An 18,757-nucleotide genomic window follows, 5' to 3' on the forward strand; every position below is an offset into this window, starting at 1 on the left:
GCGCCATGCCGCGCCTATTGCTGGTTGCACTGATGACCACCGGACTGCTTGCTTCCTGCTCCACCACGTCGCCCTATGCCGCCTCGCCACAGTTCCGTGACGGCGGTTTCCGCAATCCCGTCGCGCCGAAACAGGCGGGGCTCGGGCAGATGCCGCGCATGCTGTGGCGCTTCCTGTTCGACAAGCCCGATGACGCGCGACCCGAAGCGCCGCCGCCGGTGAAGCCGCTCACGCGTGCGCAACTGCTGGCCGCGCCGGACGGAACGCTGTTCCGCTTGGGCCATTCGACGATGCTGTTGAAGTTGTCCGGCGGTTTCTGGCTCACCGATCCGGTGTTTTCCGAGCGCGCATCGCCCGTGCAATGGGCCGGGCCGAAGCGCTTCCACGCGCCGCCGATCGCGATGGACCAGCTGCCGCCGATCGAAGGCGTGATTCTTTCCCACGACCATTACGACCACCTGGACCGAGCGGCCGTGCTGGCCCTGGCGGAGAAGACCCGGCATTTCATCGCGCCGCTGGGCGTGGGCGATCTGCTGGTGGAATGGGGCGTGGACCCGGCCAAGGTGCAGCACCTGGACTGGTGGCAGGAGACGCGCATCGCCGGCGTGCGCCTGGTCGCTACGCCCGCGCAGCATTTCTCCGGACGCGGCCTGCTGGCGAAAAACCCGACGCTGTGGGCGTCATGGGTGATCGAGGCCGATGGGTTGCGCGTGTTCTTCAGCGGCGACAGCGGCTATTTCGATGGCTTCCGTACGATCGGCGACCGGTTCGGCCCGTTCGACCTCACGCTGGTGGAATGCGGCGCCTACGACGCGATGTGGAGCGGCGTGCACATGCAGCCGGAGGAAACCGTACAGGCGCACCTGGACCTGCGCGGGCGCCGACTGCTTCCGGTGCACAACGGCACCTTCGATCTGGCGCTGCACGGCTGGCAGGAACCGTTTACACGGGTCAGCGCGAGTGCTGCGCAACACGGTGTCGCGGTCACAACGCCGGGCTTCGGTGAAGCGGTGGACATCCGCAATCCGCCTGCGGAACGCGCGTGGTGGCTGCCCTCGCCGTAGTCATCGGCGACAATGGCGGTCCGTTTCCATCGCGGCACCGCCCATGACGAACACCCCGCAGTCGATTTCCCTCACCCGCTATCTCATCGAAGAGCAGCGTGCCGGCCGCATCAACGCCGACCTGCGCCTGCTGATCGAAGTGGTGGCGCGCGCGTGCAAGACCATCTCCATCGCCGTGGGCAAGGGCGCGCTCGGCGGCGTGCTGGGCGATGCGGGCAGCGCCGGTGAGGCGTCCATCAACGTCCAGGGCGAAGCGCAGAAGAAGCTCGACGTGTTGTCCAACGAGATCCTGCTGGAAGCCAACGCCTGGGGCGGCCACCTTGCCGGCCTGGCGTCGGAGGAGATGGACACCTCGCAGCCGATTCCCGACGTCTATCCGCGCGGCAATTACCTGCTGCTGTTCGATCCCCTGGACGGCAGCTCCAACATCGACGTGAACATTTCCGTCGGCACCATCTTCTCCGTGCTGCGCGCGCCCGATGGCGTGGCCCAGGCGCAGGATGAGGATTTCCTGCAGCCCGGCACGGCGCAGGTTGCCGCGGGCTATTGCACCTACGGGCCGAGCACGATGCTGGTGCTCACCGTCGGCAACGGCACGCACGCCTTCACGCTGGACCGCGAGATCGGCAGCTTCGTGATGACCACGCGCGGCATGCGGATTCCGGAGGAGACGAAGGAGTTCGCCGTGAACATGTCGAACCAGCGTTTCTGGGAAGCGCCGATGCAGCGCTACGTCGGCGACCTGCTCGCCGGCAAGGAAGGCCCGCGCGGCAAGGACTTCAACATGCGCTGGGTGGCCTCGATGGTCGCCGACGTGCACCGCATCCTCACCCGCGGCGGCATCTTCAGCTATCCGCTGGACAGCAAGTGCGCGGCCAAGGGCGGCAAGTTGCGCCTGATGTACGAGGCCAACCCGATGTCGCTGCTGGTCGAACAAGCCGGTGGCGCGGCGAGCACGGGTCGCCAGCGCATGCTGGAAGTGCAGCCGACCGGATTGCACCAGCGCGTGCCGGTGTTCCTGGGCTCGAAGCTCGAAGTCGAAGCCGCGGTGCGTTATCACGCCGAGCACGACGCGTCCGCATGACGGCATCGCACTGCGTTTGATTGAGTGGCGCCCGCCAAGGCGGCGCCACTCACGAACGTGAATCGCATTGGCGCGTTTCATGTCACGTGCCCACACACGGATTCAGAATCACAACGCGTCGTTCTTGACCGCTCATCGTCGGACGGCCCGTTGAATACACTGCGTAACTTCCCGCAGTGGCAGCATCGGTTGCCTCGGATACGCCAGGTATGACATGCCGATGGACGGAATGCAGGAATCCGAAGCGGCGCAGTCCGACGGCCGCGAACTGATCTACGTGACCCGTGGCGGTGCCGGACGCGTGCTGGCGCTGGGTGGCCTGCAGCAGATGGGGTGGAACCTCCGGCGCGCGCCCGATGCGCGCACCGTGCTGCGCATCCTGCACAGCGATGCGCGCAAGCCGCATGCGGCGCTGCTCGACCTGCGTGAAGGCTTCACGCAGCAGGACCTGGCCGAGTTCGGCGTGGCGTTGTCGGCCGGCAATGTCGGTTGGGTGGCGGGCATCGACGCACGCCAGCTCGACGATGGGCCCGTTCGCGATCTCATCCGCGACTACTGCTACGACTACCTCACGCTGCCCTGCCCCGAGTCCGTGCTCAACACGGTCATCGGCCACGCACACGGCATGGCCAGCCTCGCCTGCGAGCGCGGCGACGCGACGAGCGAGGCCGGCTTCGACGGCATGATCGGCGAGAGCCCGGCGATGCGCACCTTGTGCCGCACGCTGCGCAAGGCGGCGTTGACGGAAGCGCCGGTGTTCATCGCCGGCGAGACCGGCACGGGCAAGGAACTGGCGGCGATGGCGGTGCACCGGCATTCGCGCCGCCACGCGCATCCGTTCGTCGCGATCAACTGCGGCGCGATTCCCCACAGCCTGATCCAGTCCGAACTGTTCGGTTACGAGCGCGGCGCCTTCACCGGCGCGCAGCAGCGCAAGCTGGGCCGCATCGAGATGGCCAACAGCGGCACGCTCTTCCTGGACGAGATCGGCGATCTTCCGCTGGAAAGCCAGGCGTCACTGTTGCGCTTCCTACAGCAGGGGAGCATCGAGCGTCTCGGCGGACACGAGCAGATTCCGGTCGATGTTCGCGTCATCTCGGCGACTCACCACGACCTGGACCGCGCGGTCGCCGAAGGCCGCTTCCGCGCCGACCTGTATCACCGCCTGTGCGTGCTGCGCCTGCAGCAGCCGCCGCTTCGCGATCGCGGCAGCGACATCGACCGCCTGGCCGAGTATTCGCTGCAGCGCTATTCGCAGGAAGGCCACCGCACGCTCAAGGGCTTCGCGCCCTGCGCGCGGCAGGCGCTGCACAGCCACACCTGGCCGGGCAACGTGCGCGAGCTGATCAACCGCGTGCGCCAGGCGGTGGTGATGGCGGAAGGGCGCCTCATCACGGCGGCCGATCTGCACATCGAAAGTTCGCTCACGACGCCACCGCCGACACTGGATGAAGTGCGCGACGCGGCCACGCGCGCGGCGATCGAGCGCTCGCTGCATCGCAATCGCGGGCGCCTGGTGGACGTGGCGCGCGAGCTGGGCGTGTCGCGCGTGACGCTGTACCGCCTCATGCAGCGCCACGGCCTGCGTGCGCACGAACCCGAGGCGCCGGGGACGATCCACGTCGCATAGTGCGACCCTGGCGCGTTTGCGCGCCGCTGCGGGCATGCGAGGATGCCGCATCGCCCCTCCAGACGACCCTTGCGCATGCACAGCCAGGACGCTGACGCCGCCGCGGCGGACTTCATCGAGGTCTACGACGATGCGCTCGACCGGGCGCAGTGCGCACGACTGGTGGAACGCTTCAGCGCCAGCGGCGACGCGGTGCCGGGCCGCATCGGCGGCGGCGTACTGCCGGAACTGAAGGACAGCCGCGACCTCACCATCACCGGCCGTGATGACTGGCGCGAAGACGTGGAGTTGCTGCACCGCGTGGTGTTCAAGGGACTGTTGTCGTACCTGCGCCGCTATCCGCACACGCTCATCGCGCCGGTGATGCTGGAAGTGCCGGGCGAAGGCGAAGCGCGTCACCGCCTGACGGCCGAGCGGCTGATCGCGATGGACGACACCGCGCTCGCGCCGGTGGTGCAGACGGTGCTGCGACCGGGCGCGATCAACCTGCAGCGTTACACGGCCGATCGTGGCGGATATCCGTACTGGCATTGCGAGCTGTACCCGCGCGATGCGGCGGGCGAAACGCTGCATCGCCACCTGCTGTGGACGATGTATCTCAACGATGGCTTCCAGGCCGGCGAAACGGAGTTCCTGTATCAGCGCCGGAAGATTGCCCCGCGTACCGGCAGCCTGCTGATCGCGCCGGCGGCGTTCACGCATACGCATCGCGGCAATCGGCCCAGCGGCGGGGACAAGTTCATCGCGACGAGCTGGATCCTGTTCCAGCGGGCGGAGACGTTGTACGGGGCGGGGTAGGCGGGACCCCGACTTCACCTCGCCTGTGCAGGCACTCCGCCCTCACACATGCCGCGGATGGTTCAGCACCAGCCAGTACAGGCCCACCTGCTTGACGGCCCACACGAACTGCTCGAAATCCACCGGCTTCTGGATGTAGCTGTTCACGCCCAGCGCATAGCTGGCTTCCACGTCGAACGGCTCCGCGCTGGTGGTGAGCACGACGACCGGCAGCGTGCGCGTGGCCTCGTTGGCTCGCACGGCCTGCAGCACTTCGCGGCCGTCGACCTTGGGCAGGTTGAGGTCCAGCAGCATGATCGACGGCAGATCATCCGGATCCCGGTCGGCGTACTTGCCGCGCGCGAACAGGTAGTCGAGCGCTTCGGCGCCATCGTTCACCACGACGAGGCGGTTGGCGATCTTGGCCTCGTCGAAGGCGATGCGAGTGAGCTCGACATCGTCCGGGTTGTCCTCGACCAGCAGGATTTCCTTGTGCATCAGGCGTTCTCCTCCGCCACCGCTCGGGCTGGCAATTCGAGGGTGAACGTGGCGCCGGACTCGGGTCGCGAATCGGCGCGAACGCTGCCGCCATGGCGCTCGGCGATGCGTCGGACGATCGCCAGCCCCAGACCGTGACCACCCCCCTGGTCCGGTCCGTGCAGTCGCTGGAAAGGCTCGAACAGCTTGTGCGCGTAGCGCATGTCGAAACCGATGCCCTCGTCACGAATCTCGACATGCAGCATGTCGCCGTCGTCACGACCGGAGACGCGGATGCGGATGGGTTCACGCTCGCGCGAGAACTTCCACGCGTTGTCCATCAGCTGGGTGAGAAGCAGCTTGAGCAGGCGTTCGTCGCCCCAGGCGTGCAGGCTCGGCTGCACCTGGATCTCGGCGCGGCGGCGCGGTTCGGCGTCCTGGAGTTCGGCGCCGACCCAGTCCGCCAGCAGGCTCAGGTCCACATCGGCGGCCTTGAGTTCGGTGCGCGTGACGTAGGACAACTCGTTCAGCGCGCTCAGCAGCCCGCTCATGCGCGAGGCCGCGGCGCGTATGCGGGTAAGGTAATCGCGATCGGTCTCGTCCAGACGTTCACCGGCGCGATCGGCCAGCAAGGCCGAGAAGCTCTCGATCGAACGCAGCGGCGCGCGCAGGTCGTGCGCCACGGCATCGGCGAACAGCTGCAGCTGATGATTGGCGGCGTAGCGCCCGGCGTACTCGGCGTCCGCGCGGGACTTCAACGCCAGTTCCGCCGCATGCTGCGCGCTGATGTCGCGCAACTGCACGAGCAGGAACAGCGGCTGCGCGTGTTCGTCGCGCATCACCGAGACATTGACCTGCGCCCAGATGGTCTCGCCATCGCGACGCACGTAACGCTTCTGGGCATCGAGCACCGGGATGCTGCCGTCCACCAGGCCGCGCAGAAAATGGCGGCTCATGGCGACGTCGTCGGGATGGGTCAGCGAGGACGCGGGCGTGCCGATTACATCGTGCGCGCTGTAGCCGAACATGCGCTCGAAAGCGGGGTTCACTTCAAGCCAGCGGCCGTGCAGATCGACGATCGCCATGCCGACGCCGGAGGCATCCATCGCGAGACGGAAGCGGTCGACGCCCGTGTCCTGACGGGGGGTGTGGCTCATCGAGAGTGTGACTCACGCCGTTTGTCGCGCAGCTAGTGTAGCCAAGGCTGTCGTGACGGTGTGGTGCACGTGCCGGCGCGGCCGTGGCGGCGCATTGCGCGTCCGGGCCGCACTGCAACGCGTGTCGTCGGAATGCCCGCAGCCTCGGCGGCCGTGTCGCTCAGAATAATTCGCCCTGCGGCGACGGTTTGCGCGGCGGAACGAACTGGCGGGTGTCCAGCGGCGCAGGCGGGCCAAAGCCCAGCCGCTTGTGCGCCTTGCGGAAACGCTGCGCGATGAGTTGCGCGAACGGCCCTTCGCCGCGCATGCGCGTGCCGAAGGTGCTGTCGTAATCCTTGCCGCCGCGCATCTGCCGGATCAGGCTCATCACATGATCGGCGCGGTCGGGATAGTGCAGTTGCAGCCATTCGCGCCACACCTGCTTGAGTTCGTGCGGCAGTCGCAGCAGCACGTAGCCGGCGGAAGTAGCACCGTGATCGCGGCAGGCCTCGAGGATGTGCTCGATCTCGCTGTCGTTGATCATCGGAATCACCGGCGCGACCATCACGCCCACGGGCACGCCAGCGTCGGCGAGCGTCTTCATCGCCTTCAGGCGCGCGTGCGGGGCGGACGCGCGCGGCTCCATTCGCGCGGAGAGACGGTTGTCCAGCGAGGTGACCGAGAAGGCGACGCTGGCCAGGCCGCGCCGGGCCATGGGTGCGATGAGGTCGACGTCGCGCACGACGCCGGCGTTCTTGGTGATCAGGCCGAAGGGGTGCGAGCAGGCGTCCAGCACTTCGAGCACCGAGCGCGTGACGCGGTAGCGGCGTTCGATGGGCTGGTAGGAATCGGTGTTGATGCCCAGCGCGAGCGGTACGCACTGGTAAGACGGCCGCGCGAGCTCGGCCTGCAGGCGCTCGGCGGCGTTGGTCTTGGCGAATAGGCGGGTTTCGAAATCCAGGCCCGGCGACAGGTCCAGGTAGGCGTGCGAGGGCCGGGCGAAGCAGTAGACGCAACCGTGCTCGCAGCCGCGATACGGGTTGATCGATGCGCTGTGGCCGATGTCGGGCGAGTCGTTGCGGCTGATGATGCTGCGCGCCCGTTCCTCGGTGACGCGGGTCTGCGGACTGGGCGCGTCGGACAGGTCTTCGTAGACCGAGCCCCAGCCGTCGTCCTCGCCGCGCGCGACCGTCACCGCGTAGCGGCCGTCCACGTACGACGCGGCACCGCGACCTTTGATCGGGGCCTGGGCTTTGCGGGCGTCATCCATCGGCCGTAGCCTACGCGCGCTGCGTCGCAGCCCGTGAGACGGGCAGGGGCGCGAAACGACGACGCGGCGCCGGTGTCCGGCGCGCCTTGCTGAACGAGGAGATTCGCCCGGCATGCAGGACATCCTGAGCAGCGCATGGAGCGCCTTCACCTCGGTTCCCTATCTGGGCCTGTACCTCACGCTTGGGTACCTGGCCTACCTGGTGTGGCTGGGCCTGTGGATCGTGCTGCAGAAGCGCGAACCGGTGGCGACGCTGAGCTGGTTGATCAGCCTGGCGGCGCTGCCGTACATCGGCTTCGTCATCTATTTCTTCTTCGGCCCGCAGCGGATCCGCCGTCAGCGTCTGCGCCGCGTGCGCGCCCGCGCGAGCCTGCCGCCACCGCCGGAAGGGCTGGTGCCCACGCCCGATGCCATCGAGCTGGCGCGTCTGGCCCAGTCCACCACCGGCCTGCCGCCGATCACCTCCACGCGCGCGGATCTGCTCGTGGACGGCGCATCCAAGTACGCCGCGCTCCTGGAAGCGATCGCGCAGGCGCGCGATCACATCCACCTGGAGTACTACATCTACCTGCCCGACCGCACCGGCACGGCATTGCGCGATGCGCTGGTCGAACGCGCGCGGGCCGGCGTGCAGGTGCGCCTGCTGCTCGATGCCGTGGGCTCGGGCAAGACCAAGCGCAAGTTCCTCAAGCCGCTGGTGGAGGCGGGAGCGGAGGTCGCGTGGTTCCATCCGATGAAGTTGCAATGGCTCTGGAAGCGGCCGTGGCTCAACCTGCGCACGCACCGGAAGATCGTGGTGATCGACGGCGAGATCGGCTTTACCGGCGGCATCAACATCACCGATGCGGAAGACGAGCGCCTGCGCAAGGACGCCTACCGCGATCTCCACCTGCGCCTGGAAGGCGACGTGGTGCGCGAGCTCCAGCTGGTCTTCGTCGAAGACTGGGCGTACGCGACCGGGCAGCCGCCGCTGCGCCTGCAACATCCGCCGCCGCGGCGTGGTTCGATTTCGGCACAGGTGGTGGTGTCCGGGCCGGATTCGTCGTGGGAGGCGATCCATCGCGTGCACGTCGCCGCGATCCACTCCGCTCAGCGGCGCGTATGGCTGGTGACGCCGTATTTCGTTCCCGGCGAGGCGGCACGAATGGCGCTGACCTCCGCCGCGCTGGGCGGGCTGGATGTGCGCCTGCTCGTGCCCAAGGTGGGCGACAGCCGGCTGGTCACGCTCGCGGCGCGTTCGTATTTCGACGAGTTGCTCGAAGCCGGGGTGAAAGTGCACGAGTACGGGCCCCGCATGCTGCACAGCAAAGCGCTGCTGTGCGACGACGAGCTGGCGATCATAGGCAGTGCGAATTTCGATCACCGCAGCTTTCGGCTGAACTTCGAAGTCTCGGTGTTGTTCCGCGACAAGGGGGTGGCCGGGGAGCTCGCCCAGTTGATCCAGGGCGAATGCAATCTGGCGCCACGGGTGCGCGCGGACCGGGCGCAACCGCTGTGGCGCACGCGCGTGCCCGAGGGGCTCGCGCGGCTGGTCTCACCGCTGCTGTGATGCACGCAGCGCTTCGGCAGACGGGCGGTCGCCGGCACCCGGCGACCGGACTTCCACCCGTTCGGACGCGCGCTACACTGCGGCCGCTGTCGCACTCACATACGGAGCATCCCATGCACTGGCTGTATCTGCTGCTGGCCCTGGTCGCGCTGGCGATCGCGTTCAAGACGACGTCGGTGGCCGTGCTGGCGGTGTGCCTGCTGGCGTCGCTGGGGTTCTTCCTGGCCTGGGTCCTGAAGCTGCTTGCCTCACGCGTGGACAGCCAGAGCCGCGATTCGTCCCTGATCCTCGATCCGGCCGAACTGCGTCGCCTGCGTGAGCAGGCCGAGGCCTGCCGCGCGGCCGCGGGCACCCCGCCGCCGACCTCGCCGGCCCCCTGATTTCGCCGCCCGTGCGCTCACGGGCGCTGCGCTAGTATCGGCCCGCCGGAAGCCCGGCCAGGCCCGGGCTGTAGTCGCGTTTCCTGCCGCCTGTCGGCGCACCGGCCGCGCCGGCTTCCAGGAGATCGCCATGAAAGCGTTCGGCTGCGTGCTTGCTCCGCTGTTCTTCGTCGCCGGCGCATGCGCCGCATCCGACCAGGCCACTGCGCCCGCGACCGCCGATGCCGCTCCGGGTACGGCCTCGAGTTGCGGCCGCGTCAGCATCTTCGACGTGGCGCCGCGCAGCCAGGATCTTTATCGCGCCAGGGTGATGAACATCGACGGCAAGCTCGCCGGTCCGACCGGGGCGAAGACGTTCCGGCTCGCGCCCGGCAAGCACACATTGCAGGTCGCCGAACTCATCAATTCCGATCAGTTCAACGACGTGCAGCTGCGCCAGCGCGACATGCGCGCCGATCCGTACAAAGACCTGGTGGTCGACGTAGCGCCCAACACCACCTATCTTCTGGCCGCGCACCTGATCGAAGCCAAGCGCAACAACATCACCGACGGGTCCTACTGGGAGCCCGTCATCTATCAGAAGAATTCCGAACCGTGCCACTGATCCGATCGTGCTGGGCGATGCCCGCCAAGGGCCTCGTCCGATGACCGTACTGAGCGTCAACGTCAACAAGATCGCGGTGCTGCGCAATTCGCGCGGCGGCAATGAGCCCGACGTGGTGCGCGCCGCGCGCGCCTGCCTGGACGCGGGTGCGCACGGGATCACCGTGCATCCGCGCCCGGATGCCCGACATATTCGCGCGGACGACGTGTATGCGTTGGCCGAGCTCACGCGCGAGCGTGGCGTGGAGTTCAACCTCGAGGGCAATCCATTCGCGCCACCGCGCGCAGGCTATCCGGGATTTTTCGCCTTGTGCGAATCGGTGCGTCCCGCGCAGGCGACGCTGGTACCCGACGGCGACGCGCAGCTGACATCGGACCACGGTTTCGATTTCGTCCGCGATGCGCAGGCGCTGCGTCCGCATGTGGAGGCACTCAAGGCGATCGGGTGTCGCGTCAGCCTGTTCGCCGATGCGCACACAAAGGCGGGGCGCGAAGGTATCGCCGGGGCGGCGGAAGTCGGCGCCGATCGCGTGGAGTTGTACACCGGGCCCTGGGCGGAGGCGTTCGCGCTCGGCGAAGGCGAGGCGATGGCCACGCAGTTCGCCGAGGCGGCGAAGCGCGCGCAGGGAGCGGGGCTGGGCGTCAACGCCGGGCACGACCTGAGCCAGGAGAACCTGGGCGCGTTCCTGCGCGCCGTGCCTGGAGTGCTCGAAGTGTCGATCGGCCACGCCCTCGTCGGCGAAGCGCTGTATGAGGGCTTCGCCACCACGATCCGCGGGTATCTGGACATTCTGGAAGACGCCCGCCGCTGAGGGCGGGCGCCCGGTGCATCACTGCCAGGCGATGTCGCGCACGCCGTTGTGCTGGGCCTCGGCCAGCGTCCAGGCGAAGTCCTGGTAGTCCGCGTCCGCGTTCGCGCTGATCTGCACGATCGGCCGCTGTTCGGCCTGGGCCAGCTCGCGCAGGGCCTGCGGGAGTTCGGCGCGGGTCAGGGCCACGCCGTCGAGCGTGAAGCGGTCATTGCCTTCGACCTTGAGCTCCACGCGCGGCGGTGGTTTGGTCCGGGTGGACGAGTCAGTGGCTTGCGGGATGCGAAGGTCGATCTGCCCGGTCATCACGGGCGTGGCCACCATGAAGATGACCAACAGGACCAGCATCACGTCGACCAGCGGGGTGATGTTGATCTGGGCGACCTCGACGTGGCCGCGGTGGGAATGCTGGGAATCACGGAAAACGGAAGCAGCCATTGCAACCTCCCGAGGGCCCCATGCCCGGTTCCACGCTAAACCTGGCGCCGCGAAACCCGCAAGGGGACGGGGACGGGGCACAGCCAGTCTGCGTTCACACTCCGGCGCTCGGAGCCCCAAAAGAAAACGCCGCCCGGAGGCGGCGTTTTCACGACAGGTAAGCGTCAATCAGTTCTGAACAAAGCCGATCTTTTCCATATCGGCGTTCTTCGCATGCGCCAGCACCTTCGCCAGGATGCCGTAATCGGCGTCCGGGCTGGTGTCGATCTCGAGCATGGGCTGATTGCTCGGGTCGCGCTGGACCTCCGCCCTCATCATGTCCTGGATCGCGGTGATCGGCTGCGGTGCGTCATTCCAATACACCTGTCCGGACGCGTCGATACGCAGCCTGATCGGCGGCGGCGGTTCGCGCGTTTGCGGCGGTGGGTTCAGCGACTTCTGCGGCAGGTTGACGTCGATCGGATACGTCAGCGGGGGCGCCGTCACCATGAAGATGATCAGCAGAACCAACATCACGTCCACGAGGGGCGTGACGTTCATGTCCGCCATCGGACCGCCACCGGAATTCGATGCAAATGCCATTACTGGGTCTCCGGATCAGCGAGGTTCTTTGAGCGCCATGAAGCCGACCTTGCGCATGCCCTGGGCCTGCGCAATCTGCACCACTTCGGAAACGATGCGGTACTTGGTCGTCTTATCGCCGCGGACGTTGATCGCCGGCTGCGGGGTCTTCTGAGCTTCGATCGACAGACGACTCTCAAGCAGATCCTTGGTCACCGGCTCGTCGTTCCAATACAGGCTGCCGTTGTCTTCCACCGTGATGCTGATCGGCGGAGTGGGCGGAGCCTGATTGTCGCGCTTGTCCAGATTCGCTTCGGGAAGATCGACCTGGACCTTATGCGACATCAGGGGCGCGGTGATCATGAAGATGATGAGCAGAACCAGCATCACGTCCACGAGGGGCGTGACATTGATCTCGGCCATCGGGCCGCCGCTATCGCCAGTACTGAAGGCCATTACGAGACTCCAACCTGCTGCAAGAGGATGTCGTTAGAACGAGTGCTTAGCGCTTCGCAGCCACTTCGCCGACGCGCGAGCCGGTGGCGAAGAAGTCATGCAGGTCGTGCGCGAAGGTATCGAACTTGTTGTTCGTGACGCGGTTGAGGCGGGTGAAGAAGTTGTACGCCAGCACCGCCGGGATCGCGACGAACAGACCGATGGCGGTCATGATCAGCGCTTCACCCACGGGACCTGCGACGGCGTCGATCGAAGCCTGGCCGGTCGCGCTGATGCGGATCAGGGCGTGGTAGATGCCCCACACGGTGCCGAGCAGACCGACGAACGGAGCGGTCGAACCGACGGTGGCGAGCACGGTCAGGCCGGCTTCCAGCTTCGAGGACTCGCGGGTCACGCCCTGGCGCAGCGCGCGGTCAACGAACTCCGAACGGTTCAGCGACTCGACGAGACGCGAACCTTCGTGACGCTGGTGGTGGGCAGCCGCCTGGGCGGCGTCGAGGGCGATCTTCGAGAACGGCTCGAAACGGCCCTGCTCTTCCATGAAACGGATGGCGTCCTGCGCGTTCGGGGTTTCCCAGAACGTGGAGACGACGCGATCCGAACTGGCGCGCAGGCGCAGGTTCTTCACGAAGTTCACAACGATCCAGTAGATCGACAGGATCGACATGATCGCCAGAGTGATGAAGACGACCCAGCCGACGAAGTCGAAGTTCTGCAACAGATGCGCGAAGCTCATCTGCTGAAGTGCCTGGGCGTTGGAGCCTCCAGCAGTCGCAGCGGTGGTGGTTTCCTGCAGCATGACGCTTACCTTTGAAATGTCGTGGAAAAGGAGTGTGTTACGGAGTGCTTGCTACGAATCCCGTGACCCCGATCAGGTCGGCGGGACGAAATCGACCGGGACGCGGACGCGGCTGGTGACGCCAACGCCGTTCTGCATTTCCGGGTTGAACTTCCACTTCCGGGCGGCATCCATCGCAGCACGGTCGAGGTTGCGGTTGCGGCTGGACTTCTCGACCGAGACGTCGAGCACGTTGCCCGAGCCGTCGATGGTGATGATCAGCACGACCGTGCCACCAATACCCTGACGGGCTTCCGTCGGCGGGTACTTGGGCGGGTTGAGCCGCTTCGAGGACGGGTCGACGCTCGAACCAATCGTCGTGGCCGGTGCGGGCGGCGACGGGGGGCTCGGCGGCGGCGCCTGGACGTCCACCGGACTCGGGTCGTCCACCACGATCGGCGGCTCTTCCGGAGGCGGCGGCAACGGCGTCGGTTGCGGCGGAGTGAGCTTCGGCGGTGGCTTCAGCTCCTTCGGCGGTTCCGGCGGCGGCGGCGGCGGCGGCGGGGGCGGCGGCGGCGGCTTGATGAGGTTGACGAACGTAACCTCCTCTTCCTTCTGCTGCTGGGCCGGAGGCGCCATAGGAGCAAGAAGCAGCAGCAGTGCCGCGACGTGGAAGGCGATCGCGATCGTGATACCGGCGATACGCGCCCAGTTCAGACCGTCGCGGTCGTCGTCGTTTCTAGCGTGAATTTCGAGGTCTTGCGTCATGCGCCGTAGCTCGGGAGGTAATTCCGGACGCCAGGGCGCCTCGGGCCGTCAGATACGATTCCCGTGACCCATTCGAGTCGCGGGAACCTCCTAGCATATACCAATTTGCGGCCGTGGAACCACGCAAATCAGTGGATTCGCTTTGCCGATTACTTGCTTGGCAGCGCGAGGATCTTCTTGGCGTCGTCGGGCTTCTTAACTCCCTTGGCGACGGCCTGTTTGGCGGCTTCCTTAGCCTCGGGGACGCGATCTTCCTGCCACAGCACTCGGGCGAGGTTCAGGTAAGCCTCACCATCGGGTGCCAGAGGAGCGGCCTTCTTGTAAGCATCGATCGCCGGGCCGGCCTGATCGGAGAAATAGTACGCCTGCGCCTGGGCCAGGTAGGTCTGGTAGTCGGGCTTGAGGATGCCCTTCTGCAGGCCGTCGTTGATGACCGAGATGGCCTCCTTCTCCTTGCCGTCCATGTTCAGGTACGTGGCGTAGAGCTGGCGGTACTCCTTGTCTTCGGTCAGCTGGCCGCTGGCGCGGAGCTTCTCGAGGACAGCGGCCGACTTGTCGTACTGCTCGCCCTGCTGGTAGACGGCGGCCAGGTTGAGCTGGGCACGCTTGTCGTTCGGGTTCTTGGCAGCGACGGCTTCGGCCATCTTGGCGGCCTCACCGGCGTTGCCGGACTCGGCGTAGGTGGCCATCAGCAACTGCTGCCACTCGGGCTTCGGGTTCGGGCTGGCGTCGATGGCCTGCTTGAGGACCGCGGCGGCCTCCGGGTAGCGCTCCATGCGGTAGAGGGCGTTGCCCTTCACCACGAGCTGCTCCGGCTTGGTGCTCTTGGTCTCGGCGAAGAAGGTGTCGAGGGTCTTCAGCGATTCGGCGTACTGCTCATCCTGCAGCTGCAGCTGGGCGAGCATGTACATGGCGCCGAAATGGCCGTTGTTGTCCAGGCCGTTGAGGGCGATGGCCTTCTGCAGATAAGCCTTAGCGCCAGCGGTGTCATCGGCGTCGTAGGCAATCTGCGCCGCGATCTGAGCGGCGAAGGCACGGTCGTATGCGTTGAAGGCTTCGGTGGCGATGATCTCGTCGGCGGCGGCGCGGGCCTCGGCGGCCTTGTCGTCGTCGTACAGCTTCATCATCTTCTGCAGCTTCGGGCCGCCCTTCGACGAGGCCTTGGCCTCGACCTGGCGCGTGGCGTTCGGGTACTCGTCGGCCGGCTTGCTGGCGGTCTGCTTGCTTTCCGCGTGGCGCGAGCGGCGCTCCTCGGCGCGATCCTGCGCGGACTGCGCATTGACCTGGCTGACCGCACCGAGCACCAGGACGGCACCAATGGCCGCGGTCAGGATGCTGCGGTTGCGGAGGGAAAACTTGTTCATCGAACACCTCAGATCTGCTGCCGCCCGTATGGACAGGGCGGGACGATGGCACCGGGGCCAGGGGGGCGTCACGCTAACAGAAACTCGCGGGCCTGTGATACGGGGTTGTGTGCCGGATTCGCGGGTTCGTTAACCGCACTTCGGCGTATGGCCCGAGGCGCGGGCCTGCTCGAAGGTCGGCATCAGGCTGCCCGCCCGTGCGCCCAGCTCGCTGATGCGCGATTGCGGGTCCGGGTGGGTCGAGAGCCACTGCGGCGGGCGGCTGCCCCCCGCGGCGATCATGTTTTCCCACAGATTCACGGCCTGGCGGGGGTCGAAGCCGGCCTTGGCGGCGAGCTGCTGGCCCACCACATCGGCCTCGGACTCCTGCGTGCGCGAGTTGGGCAGCAGGTAGAAGGTCTGCGCCGCGGCGCCGCCGACCTGGCTGGCCGCATTGCCGGCGCCTGAGCCATAGGCCGTCCCGAGGATCGCGCTGCCGATGCCCAGCAGCGTGGAGGTGCCCTGCTGGCGCGTGATGCGCTCGTCATGGTGGCGGGACACGACGTGGCCGATCTCGTGGGCGATCACCGCCGCGAGCTGGTCCTGGTTCTTGGCCACGGTGAAGATGCCGGTGTTCACGCCGATCTTGCCGCCGGGCAGGGCGAAGGCGTTCGGCGAGCTGTCATCGAACACGGCGACTTCCCACTGGCTCTGCCAGCCGGCCGGCAGCTGGGCCGTGATGGCATTGGCGACGCAGCGCACGTAGGCGTTCTGGCGCGCATCCGCGCTGAGCTTCTGCTTGGCCTTGGCCTCGGTAAAGGCCTGCGCGCCTAGCTGGTTCAGCTGGTCCTGGGAAACCGCGCCGACGTACTGGGTGCGGCCGGTGGGTGAGGTTGTGGTCGCGCAGGCGACCACCAGGCTGGCAACGGCAAGGCCAAGCAATACGCGTTTCATGGGGGCACCCTGAAGTGGCTGTTGGGGTTGTAGCCCCCGCCGGATTAACACGTCGTCAATGGGCTGAACGGCCGCGCGCGGCGGGGCCGGGGCCGTTCAGGCGCCCCGGCATGCAGCGCGGGCATCAAACGTCGAGGTTGGCGACCTTGAGCGCGTTGTCTTCGATGAACTCGCGACGCGGTTCGACGACATCGCCCATGAGCGTGGCGAAGATCTGGTCGGCCGCGACGGCATCCTCGATCCGCACCTGCAGCAGGCGGCGGGTCTCGGGATTGACCGTGGTCTCCCACAGCTGCTCGGGGTTCATTTCGCCCAGGCCCTTGAAACGCTGGATCTGGCGGCCCTTCTTGGCTTCTTCCAGCAACCAGGTCTGCGCCTGGGCGAAGCTGTTGATGGGCTGGGCGCGGTTGCCACGCACGATCTGCGCGCCCTCGCGGATCAGCCCGTGCAGTTGGGCGGCCGCTTCGCGCACCGAACGCAGCTCGCCGGCTTCGAAGATCGACAGCGGCAACACCTGCGTCAGTTCCTCGCCCATGTGCAGGCGCTTGACCAGCAGTGCCGGCTGGCCGGCGCCTTCGTGCAGCTCGAGCTTGTAGCGCGGCCTGCCCAGGCCGCCGCGGTTGAGGCGACCTTCCAGTGCGTCGAACTCGCGGCGCAGCGCGGCATGGTCGGACAGCGCGGCGGCATCGAGCGGGATCGAATCGATCAGCGCTTCGATCACGCTCGGGTCGTAGCGATGCGCGTTGCGTGCGATCGCCTCGCGCGCATGGGCGTAGGCCAGCAGCAGCCTCTCCAGCGCGGCACCTTCGATCGCGGGCTCGTTGACGGCCGGCACCAGCGAAGCGCCTTCGACGGCGTTGTTCGCCAGGTACGCATCCAGCGCCGCGTCGTCCTTGAGGTAGAGCTCGTTCTTGCCCTGCTTGATCTTGTACAGCGGCGGCAGGCCGATGTAGACGTGGCCGCGCTCGATCAGCTCCGGCATCTGCCGGTAGAAGAACGTCAGCAGCAGCGTGCGGATGTGGCTGCCGTCCACGTCCGCGTCGGTCATCAGGATGATGCGGTGATAGCGCAGCTTGTCCGGGTTGTACTCGTCCTTGCCGATGCCGGTGCCGAGCGCGGTGATCAACGTGCCGACTTCCGCGCTGCCGAGCATGCGGTCGAAGCGGGCGCGCTCGACGTTGAGGATCTTGCCCTTGAGCGGGAGGATCGCCTGCGTCTTGCGGTTGCGGCCCTGCTTGGCCGAGCCGCCTGCGGAGTCACCCTCGACGATGAAGAGCTCGGACAGCGCCGGGTCCTTCTCCTGGCAGTCGGCCAGCTTGCCGGGCAGGCCGGCGATGTCGAGCGCACCCTTGCGACGCGTCAGGTCGCGCGCCTTGCGCGCAGCCTCGCGTGCACGGGCGGCGTCGACGATCTTGCCGGCGATGGCACGCGCCTCGTTGGGGTGTTCCTGCAGGAACTCCTCCAAACGTGCGCCGAACGTGCTTTCAACCACCGGGCGAACCTCGGAACTGACCAGTTTCTCCTTCGTCTGCGAGGAGAAGCTCGGGTCGGGCACCTTCACCGACAGCACGGCGATCATGCCTTCGCGCATGTCGTCGCCCGACAGCGTGATCTTCGCCTGCTTGGCGATGCCGTTCTGTTCGATGTAGTTCGACAACGTGCGCGTGAGCGCGGCACGGAAGCCGATGAGATGGGTGCCGCCGTCCTTCTGCGGGATGTTGTTGGTGAAGCAGAACATGGTTTCCTGGTAGGCGTCGGTCCACTGCAGGGCGACGTCCACCGTGATGCCGTTCATTTCGCCGGACACCGAGATGACGTTGGGATGCAGCGGGTTCTTCAGCTGCGCCAGGTGTTCGACGAACGAGGCAATGCCGCCGGCGTACTGGAAGACATCGCGCTTGCCTTCGCCGCGCTCGTCGGTGAGCGTGATCTTGACGCCGGAATTCAGGAACGACAGCTCGCGCAGACGACGGGCCAGGATGTCGTAGTGGAATTCGATGTCGGTGAAGATTTCCTTGGCCGGCAGGAAGCGCAGTGTCGTGCCGCGACGATCCGAGGCTTCAAGCTGCTTGAGCGGGTAAACCGGCTCGCCCAATGCGTATTGCTGCTGGTAGTGGTGGCCGTCGCGCCAGATGTCCAGCCACAGCGTTTCGGACAGCGCGTTGACGACGGAAACGCCCACACCGTGCAGGCCGCCGGAAACCTTGTAGCTGTTGTCGTCGAACTTGCCGCCTGCGTGCAGCACGGTGAGGATCACCTCAGCCGCCGAAACGCCTTCTTCCTTGTGGATGTCCACCGGAATGCCGCGGCCGTTGTCGGACACCGAGCAGGAGCCATCGACGTGCAGCGTGACCGTCACTTCGTCCGCGTGGCCGGCAAGCGCCTCGTCGATCGAGTTGTCGACCACTTCGAACACCATGTGGTGCAGGCCGGTGCCGTCGTGCACGTCGCCGATGTACATGCCCGGACGCTTGCGCACGGCTTCCAGACCACGCAGGACCGTGATCTTGCTGGAGTCGTAGGTCTGGGGGGCAGCGACGGGGGTAGCGACGGACGGATCTTGCGAAGGATCGTGCTCGATGTGGGTCATGCGGCAACAGGCTCCGTCGACGCGGTCGTCGGCGGGGCCGGGCGCGTCGAAACACATTAGCTATAGTGATTGAGAGTATAGCAGTCGGAC

General features: G+C 66.8%; 19 protein-coding genes. 8 read left to right on the forward strand and 11 right to left on the reverse strand.

Annotated features, from left to right (window positions below; genetic code table 11):
• Positions 1 to 5 precede the first annotated feature (5 nt).
• The 4 genes from JI752_RS13460 (at position 6) to JI752_RS13475 (ending at position 4,576) form a co-directional block, all read left to right on the forward strand.
• Entirely contained in the window at positions 6 to 1,064 is a 1,059-nt protein-coding gene (locus tag JI752_RS13460) for an MBL fold metallo-hydrolase (protein ID WP_216964894.1), read from the forward strand.
• A gap of 43 nt (positions 1,065 to 1,107) precedes the next feature.
• A complete protein-coding gene (locus tag JI752_RS13465) occupies positions 1,108 to 2,148 on the forward strand; it encodes a class 1 fructose-bisphosphatase (RefSeq protein WP_216964897.1) in 1,041 nt (346 codons plus the stop codon).
• Between the two features lie 220 nt (positions 2,149 to 2,368).
• Positions 2,369 to 3,778, forward strand: a complete 1,410-nt coding sequence (locus tag JI752_RS13470) for a sigma-54 dependent transcriptional regulator (RefSeq protein ID WP_216964899.1) — start codon at positions 2,369 to 2,371, stop codon at positions 3,776 to 3,778.
• Between the two features lie 75 nt (positions 3,779 to 3,853).
• Positions 3,854 to 4,576 (forward strand): 2OG-Fe(II) oxygenase, encoded by a 723-nt coding sequence (locus tag JI752_RS13475; RefSeq protein WP_216964901.1) that lies wholly within the window; start codon positions 3,854 to 3,856, stop codon positions 4,574 to 4,576.
• A gap of 42 nt (positions 4,577 to 4,618) precedes the next feature.
• On the opposite strand, the gene JI752_RS13480 is transcribed toward JI752_RS13475, so the two are convergent.
• The 3 genes from JI752_RS13480 to JI752_RS13490 all read right to left on the reverse strand — a co-directional run bounded on the left by JI752_RS13480 (position 4,619) and on the right by JI752_RS13490 (position 7,438).
• Positions 4,619 to 5,053, reverse strand: a complete 435-nt coding sequence (locus JI752_RS13480) for a response regulator (protein WP_206861921.1) — start codon at positions 5,051 to 5,053, stop codon at positions 4,619 to 4,621.
• Positions 5,053 to 6,189: an ATP-binding protein gene (locus tag JI752_RS13485; protein WP_216964903.1), complete on the reverse strand. Its 1,137-nt coding sequence runs from the start codon at positions 6,187 to 6,189 to the stop codon at positions 5,053 to 5,055. The genes JI752_RS13480 and JI752_RS13485 overlap by 1 nt, the downstream gene beginning before the upstream one ends.
• A 160-nt stretch (positions 6,190 to 6,349) precedes the next feature.
• Positions 6,350 to 7,438 carry a PA0069 family radical SAM protein gene (locus JI752_RS13490; protein ID WP_216964905.1) on the reverse strand — a complete coding sequence of 363 codons (1,089 nt, stop codon included), beginning with the start codon at positions 7,436 to 7,438 and terminating at the stop codon, positions 6,350 to 6,352.
• 112 nt (positions 7,439 to 7,550) lie between these two features.
• Here JI752_RS13490 and cls point away from each other — a divergent pair, with 112 nt between their 5' ends.
• The 4 genes from cls (at position 7,551) to JI752_RS13510 (ending at position 10,782) form a co-directional block, all read left to right on the forward strand.
• Positions 7,551 to 8,987 (forward strand): cardiolipin synthase, encoded by a 1,437-nt coding sequence (gene cls, locus JI752_RS13495; protein WP_216964907.1) that lies wholly within the window; start codon positions 7,551 to 7,553, stop codon positions 8,985 to 8,987.
• A 113-nt stretch (positions 8,988 to 9,100) separates the two neighbouring features.
• Positions 9,101 to 9,367, forward strand: a complete 267-nt coding sequence (locus tag JI752_RS13500; RefSeq protein WP_216964909.1) for a hypothetical protein — start codon at positions 9,101 to 9,103, stop codon at positions 9,365 to 9,367.
• 130 nt (positions 9,368 to 9,497) lie between these two features.
• A complete protein-coding gene (locus JI752_RS13505) occupies positions 9,498 to 9,971 on the forward strand; it encodes a hypothetical protein (RefSeq protein WP_216964910.1) in 474 nt (157 codons plus the stop codon).
• Positions 9,972 to 10,011: 40 nt separating this feature from the next.
• Positions 10,012 to 10,782: a pyridoxine 5'-phosphate synthase gene (locus JI752_RS13510; protein ID WP_216964913.1), complete on the forward strand. Its 771-nt coding sequence runs from the start codon at positions 10,012 to 10,014 to the stop codon at positions 10,780 to 10,782.
• 18 nt (positions 10,783 to 10,800) lie between these two features.
• On the opposite strand, the gene JI752_RS13515 is transcribed toward JI752_RS13510, so the two are convergent.
• The 8 genes from JI752_RS13515 to gyrB form a co-directional block, all read right to left on the reverse strand.
• Positions 10,801 to 11,217 (reverse strand): biopolymer transporter ExbD, encoded by a 417-nt coding sequence (locus tag JI752_RS13515; RefSeq protein ID WP_216964915.1) that lies wholly within the window; start codon positions 11,215 to 11,217, stop codon positions 10,801 to 10,803.
• Positions 11,218 to 11,385: 168 nt separating this feature from the next.
• On the reverse strand, positions 11,386 to 11,799 hold the full coding sequence (locus JI752_RS13520; protein ID WP_216964916.1) for a biopolymer transporter ExbD: 414 nt from the start codon (positions 11,797 to 11,799) through the stop codon (positions 11,386 to 11,388).
• A 15-nt stretch (positions 11,800 to 11,814) separates the two neighbouring features.
• Entirely contained in the window at positions 11,815 to 12,234 is a 420-nt protein-coding gene (locus JI752_RS13525; protein ID WP_216964918.1) for a biopolymer transporter ExbD, read from the reverse strand.
• 46 nt (positions 12,235 to 12,280) lie between these two features.
• Positions 12,281 to 13,033: a MotA/TolQ/ExbB proton channel family protein gene (locus tag JI752_RS13530; protein WP_216964920.1), complete on the reverse strand. Its 753-nt coding sequence runs from the start codon at positions 13,031 to 13,033 to the stop codon at positions 12,281 to 12,283.
• A 72-nt stretch (positions 13,034 to 13,105) separates the two neighbouring features.
• Positions 13,106 to 13,780, reverse strand: coding sequence for an energy transducer TonB (locus JI752_RS13535; RefSeq protein ID WP_216964922.1), 675 nt, complete (start codon positions 13,778 to 13,780; stop codon positions 13,106 to 13,108).
• Between the two features lie 149 nt (positions 13,781 to 13,929).
• On the reverse strand, positions 13,930 to 15,144 hold the full coding sequence (locus JI752_RS13540; RefSeq protein ID WP_216964923.1) for a tetratricopeptide repeat protein: 1,215 nt from the start codon (positions 15,142 to 15,144) through the stop codon (positions 13,930 to 13,932).
• Between the two features lie 129 nt (positions 15,145 to 15,273).
• Entirely contained in the window at positions 15,274 to 16,077 is an 804-nt protein-coding gene (locus JI752_RS13545) for a M48 family metallopeptidase (RefSeq protein WP_216964925.1), read from the reverse strand.
• 124 nt (positions 16,078 to 16,201) lie between these two features.
• Positions 16,202 to 18,667: a DNA topoisomerase (ATP-hydrolyzing) subunit B gene (gyrB, locus tag JI752_RS13550; RefSeq protein WP_216964927.1), complete on the reverse strand. Its 2,466-nt coding sequence runs from the start codon at positions 18,665 to 18,667 to the stop codon at positions 16,202 to 16,204.
• Between the last annotated feature and the right edge of the window lie 90 nt (positions 18,668 to 18,757).

The organism is Lysobacter sp. MMG2, assembly GCF_016735495.2.
GTDB lineage: Bacteria > Pseudomonadota > Gammaproteobacteria > Xanthomonadales > Xanthomonadaceae > Lysobacter_J.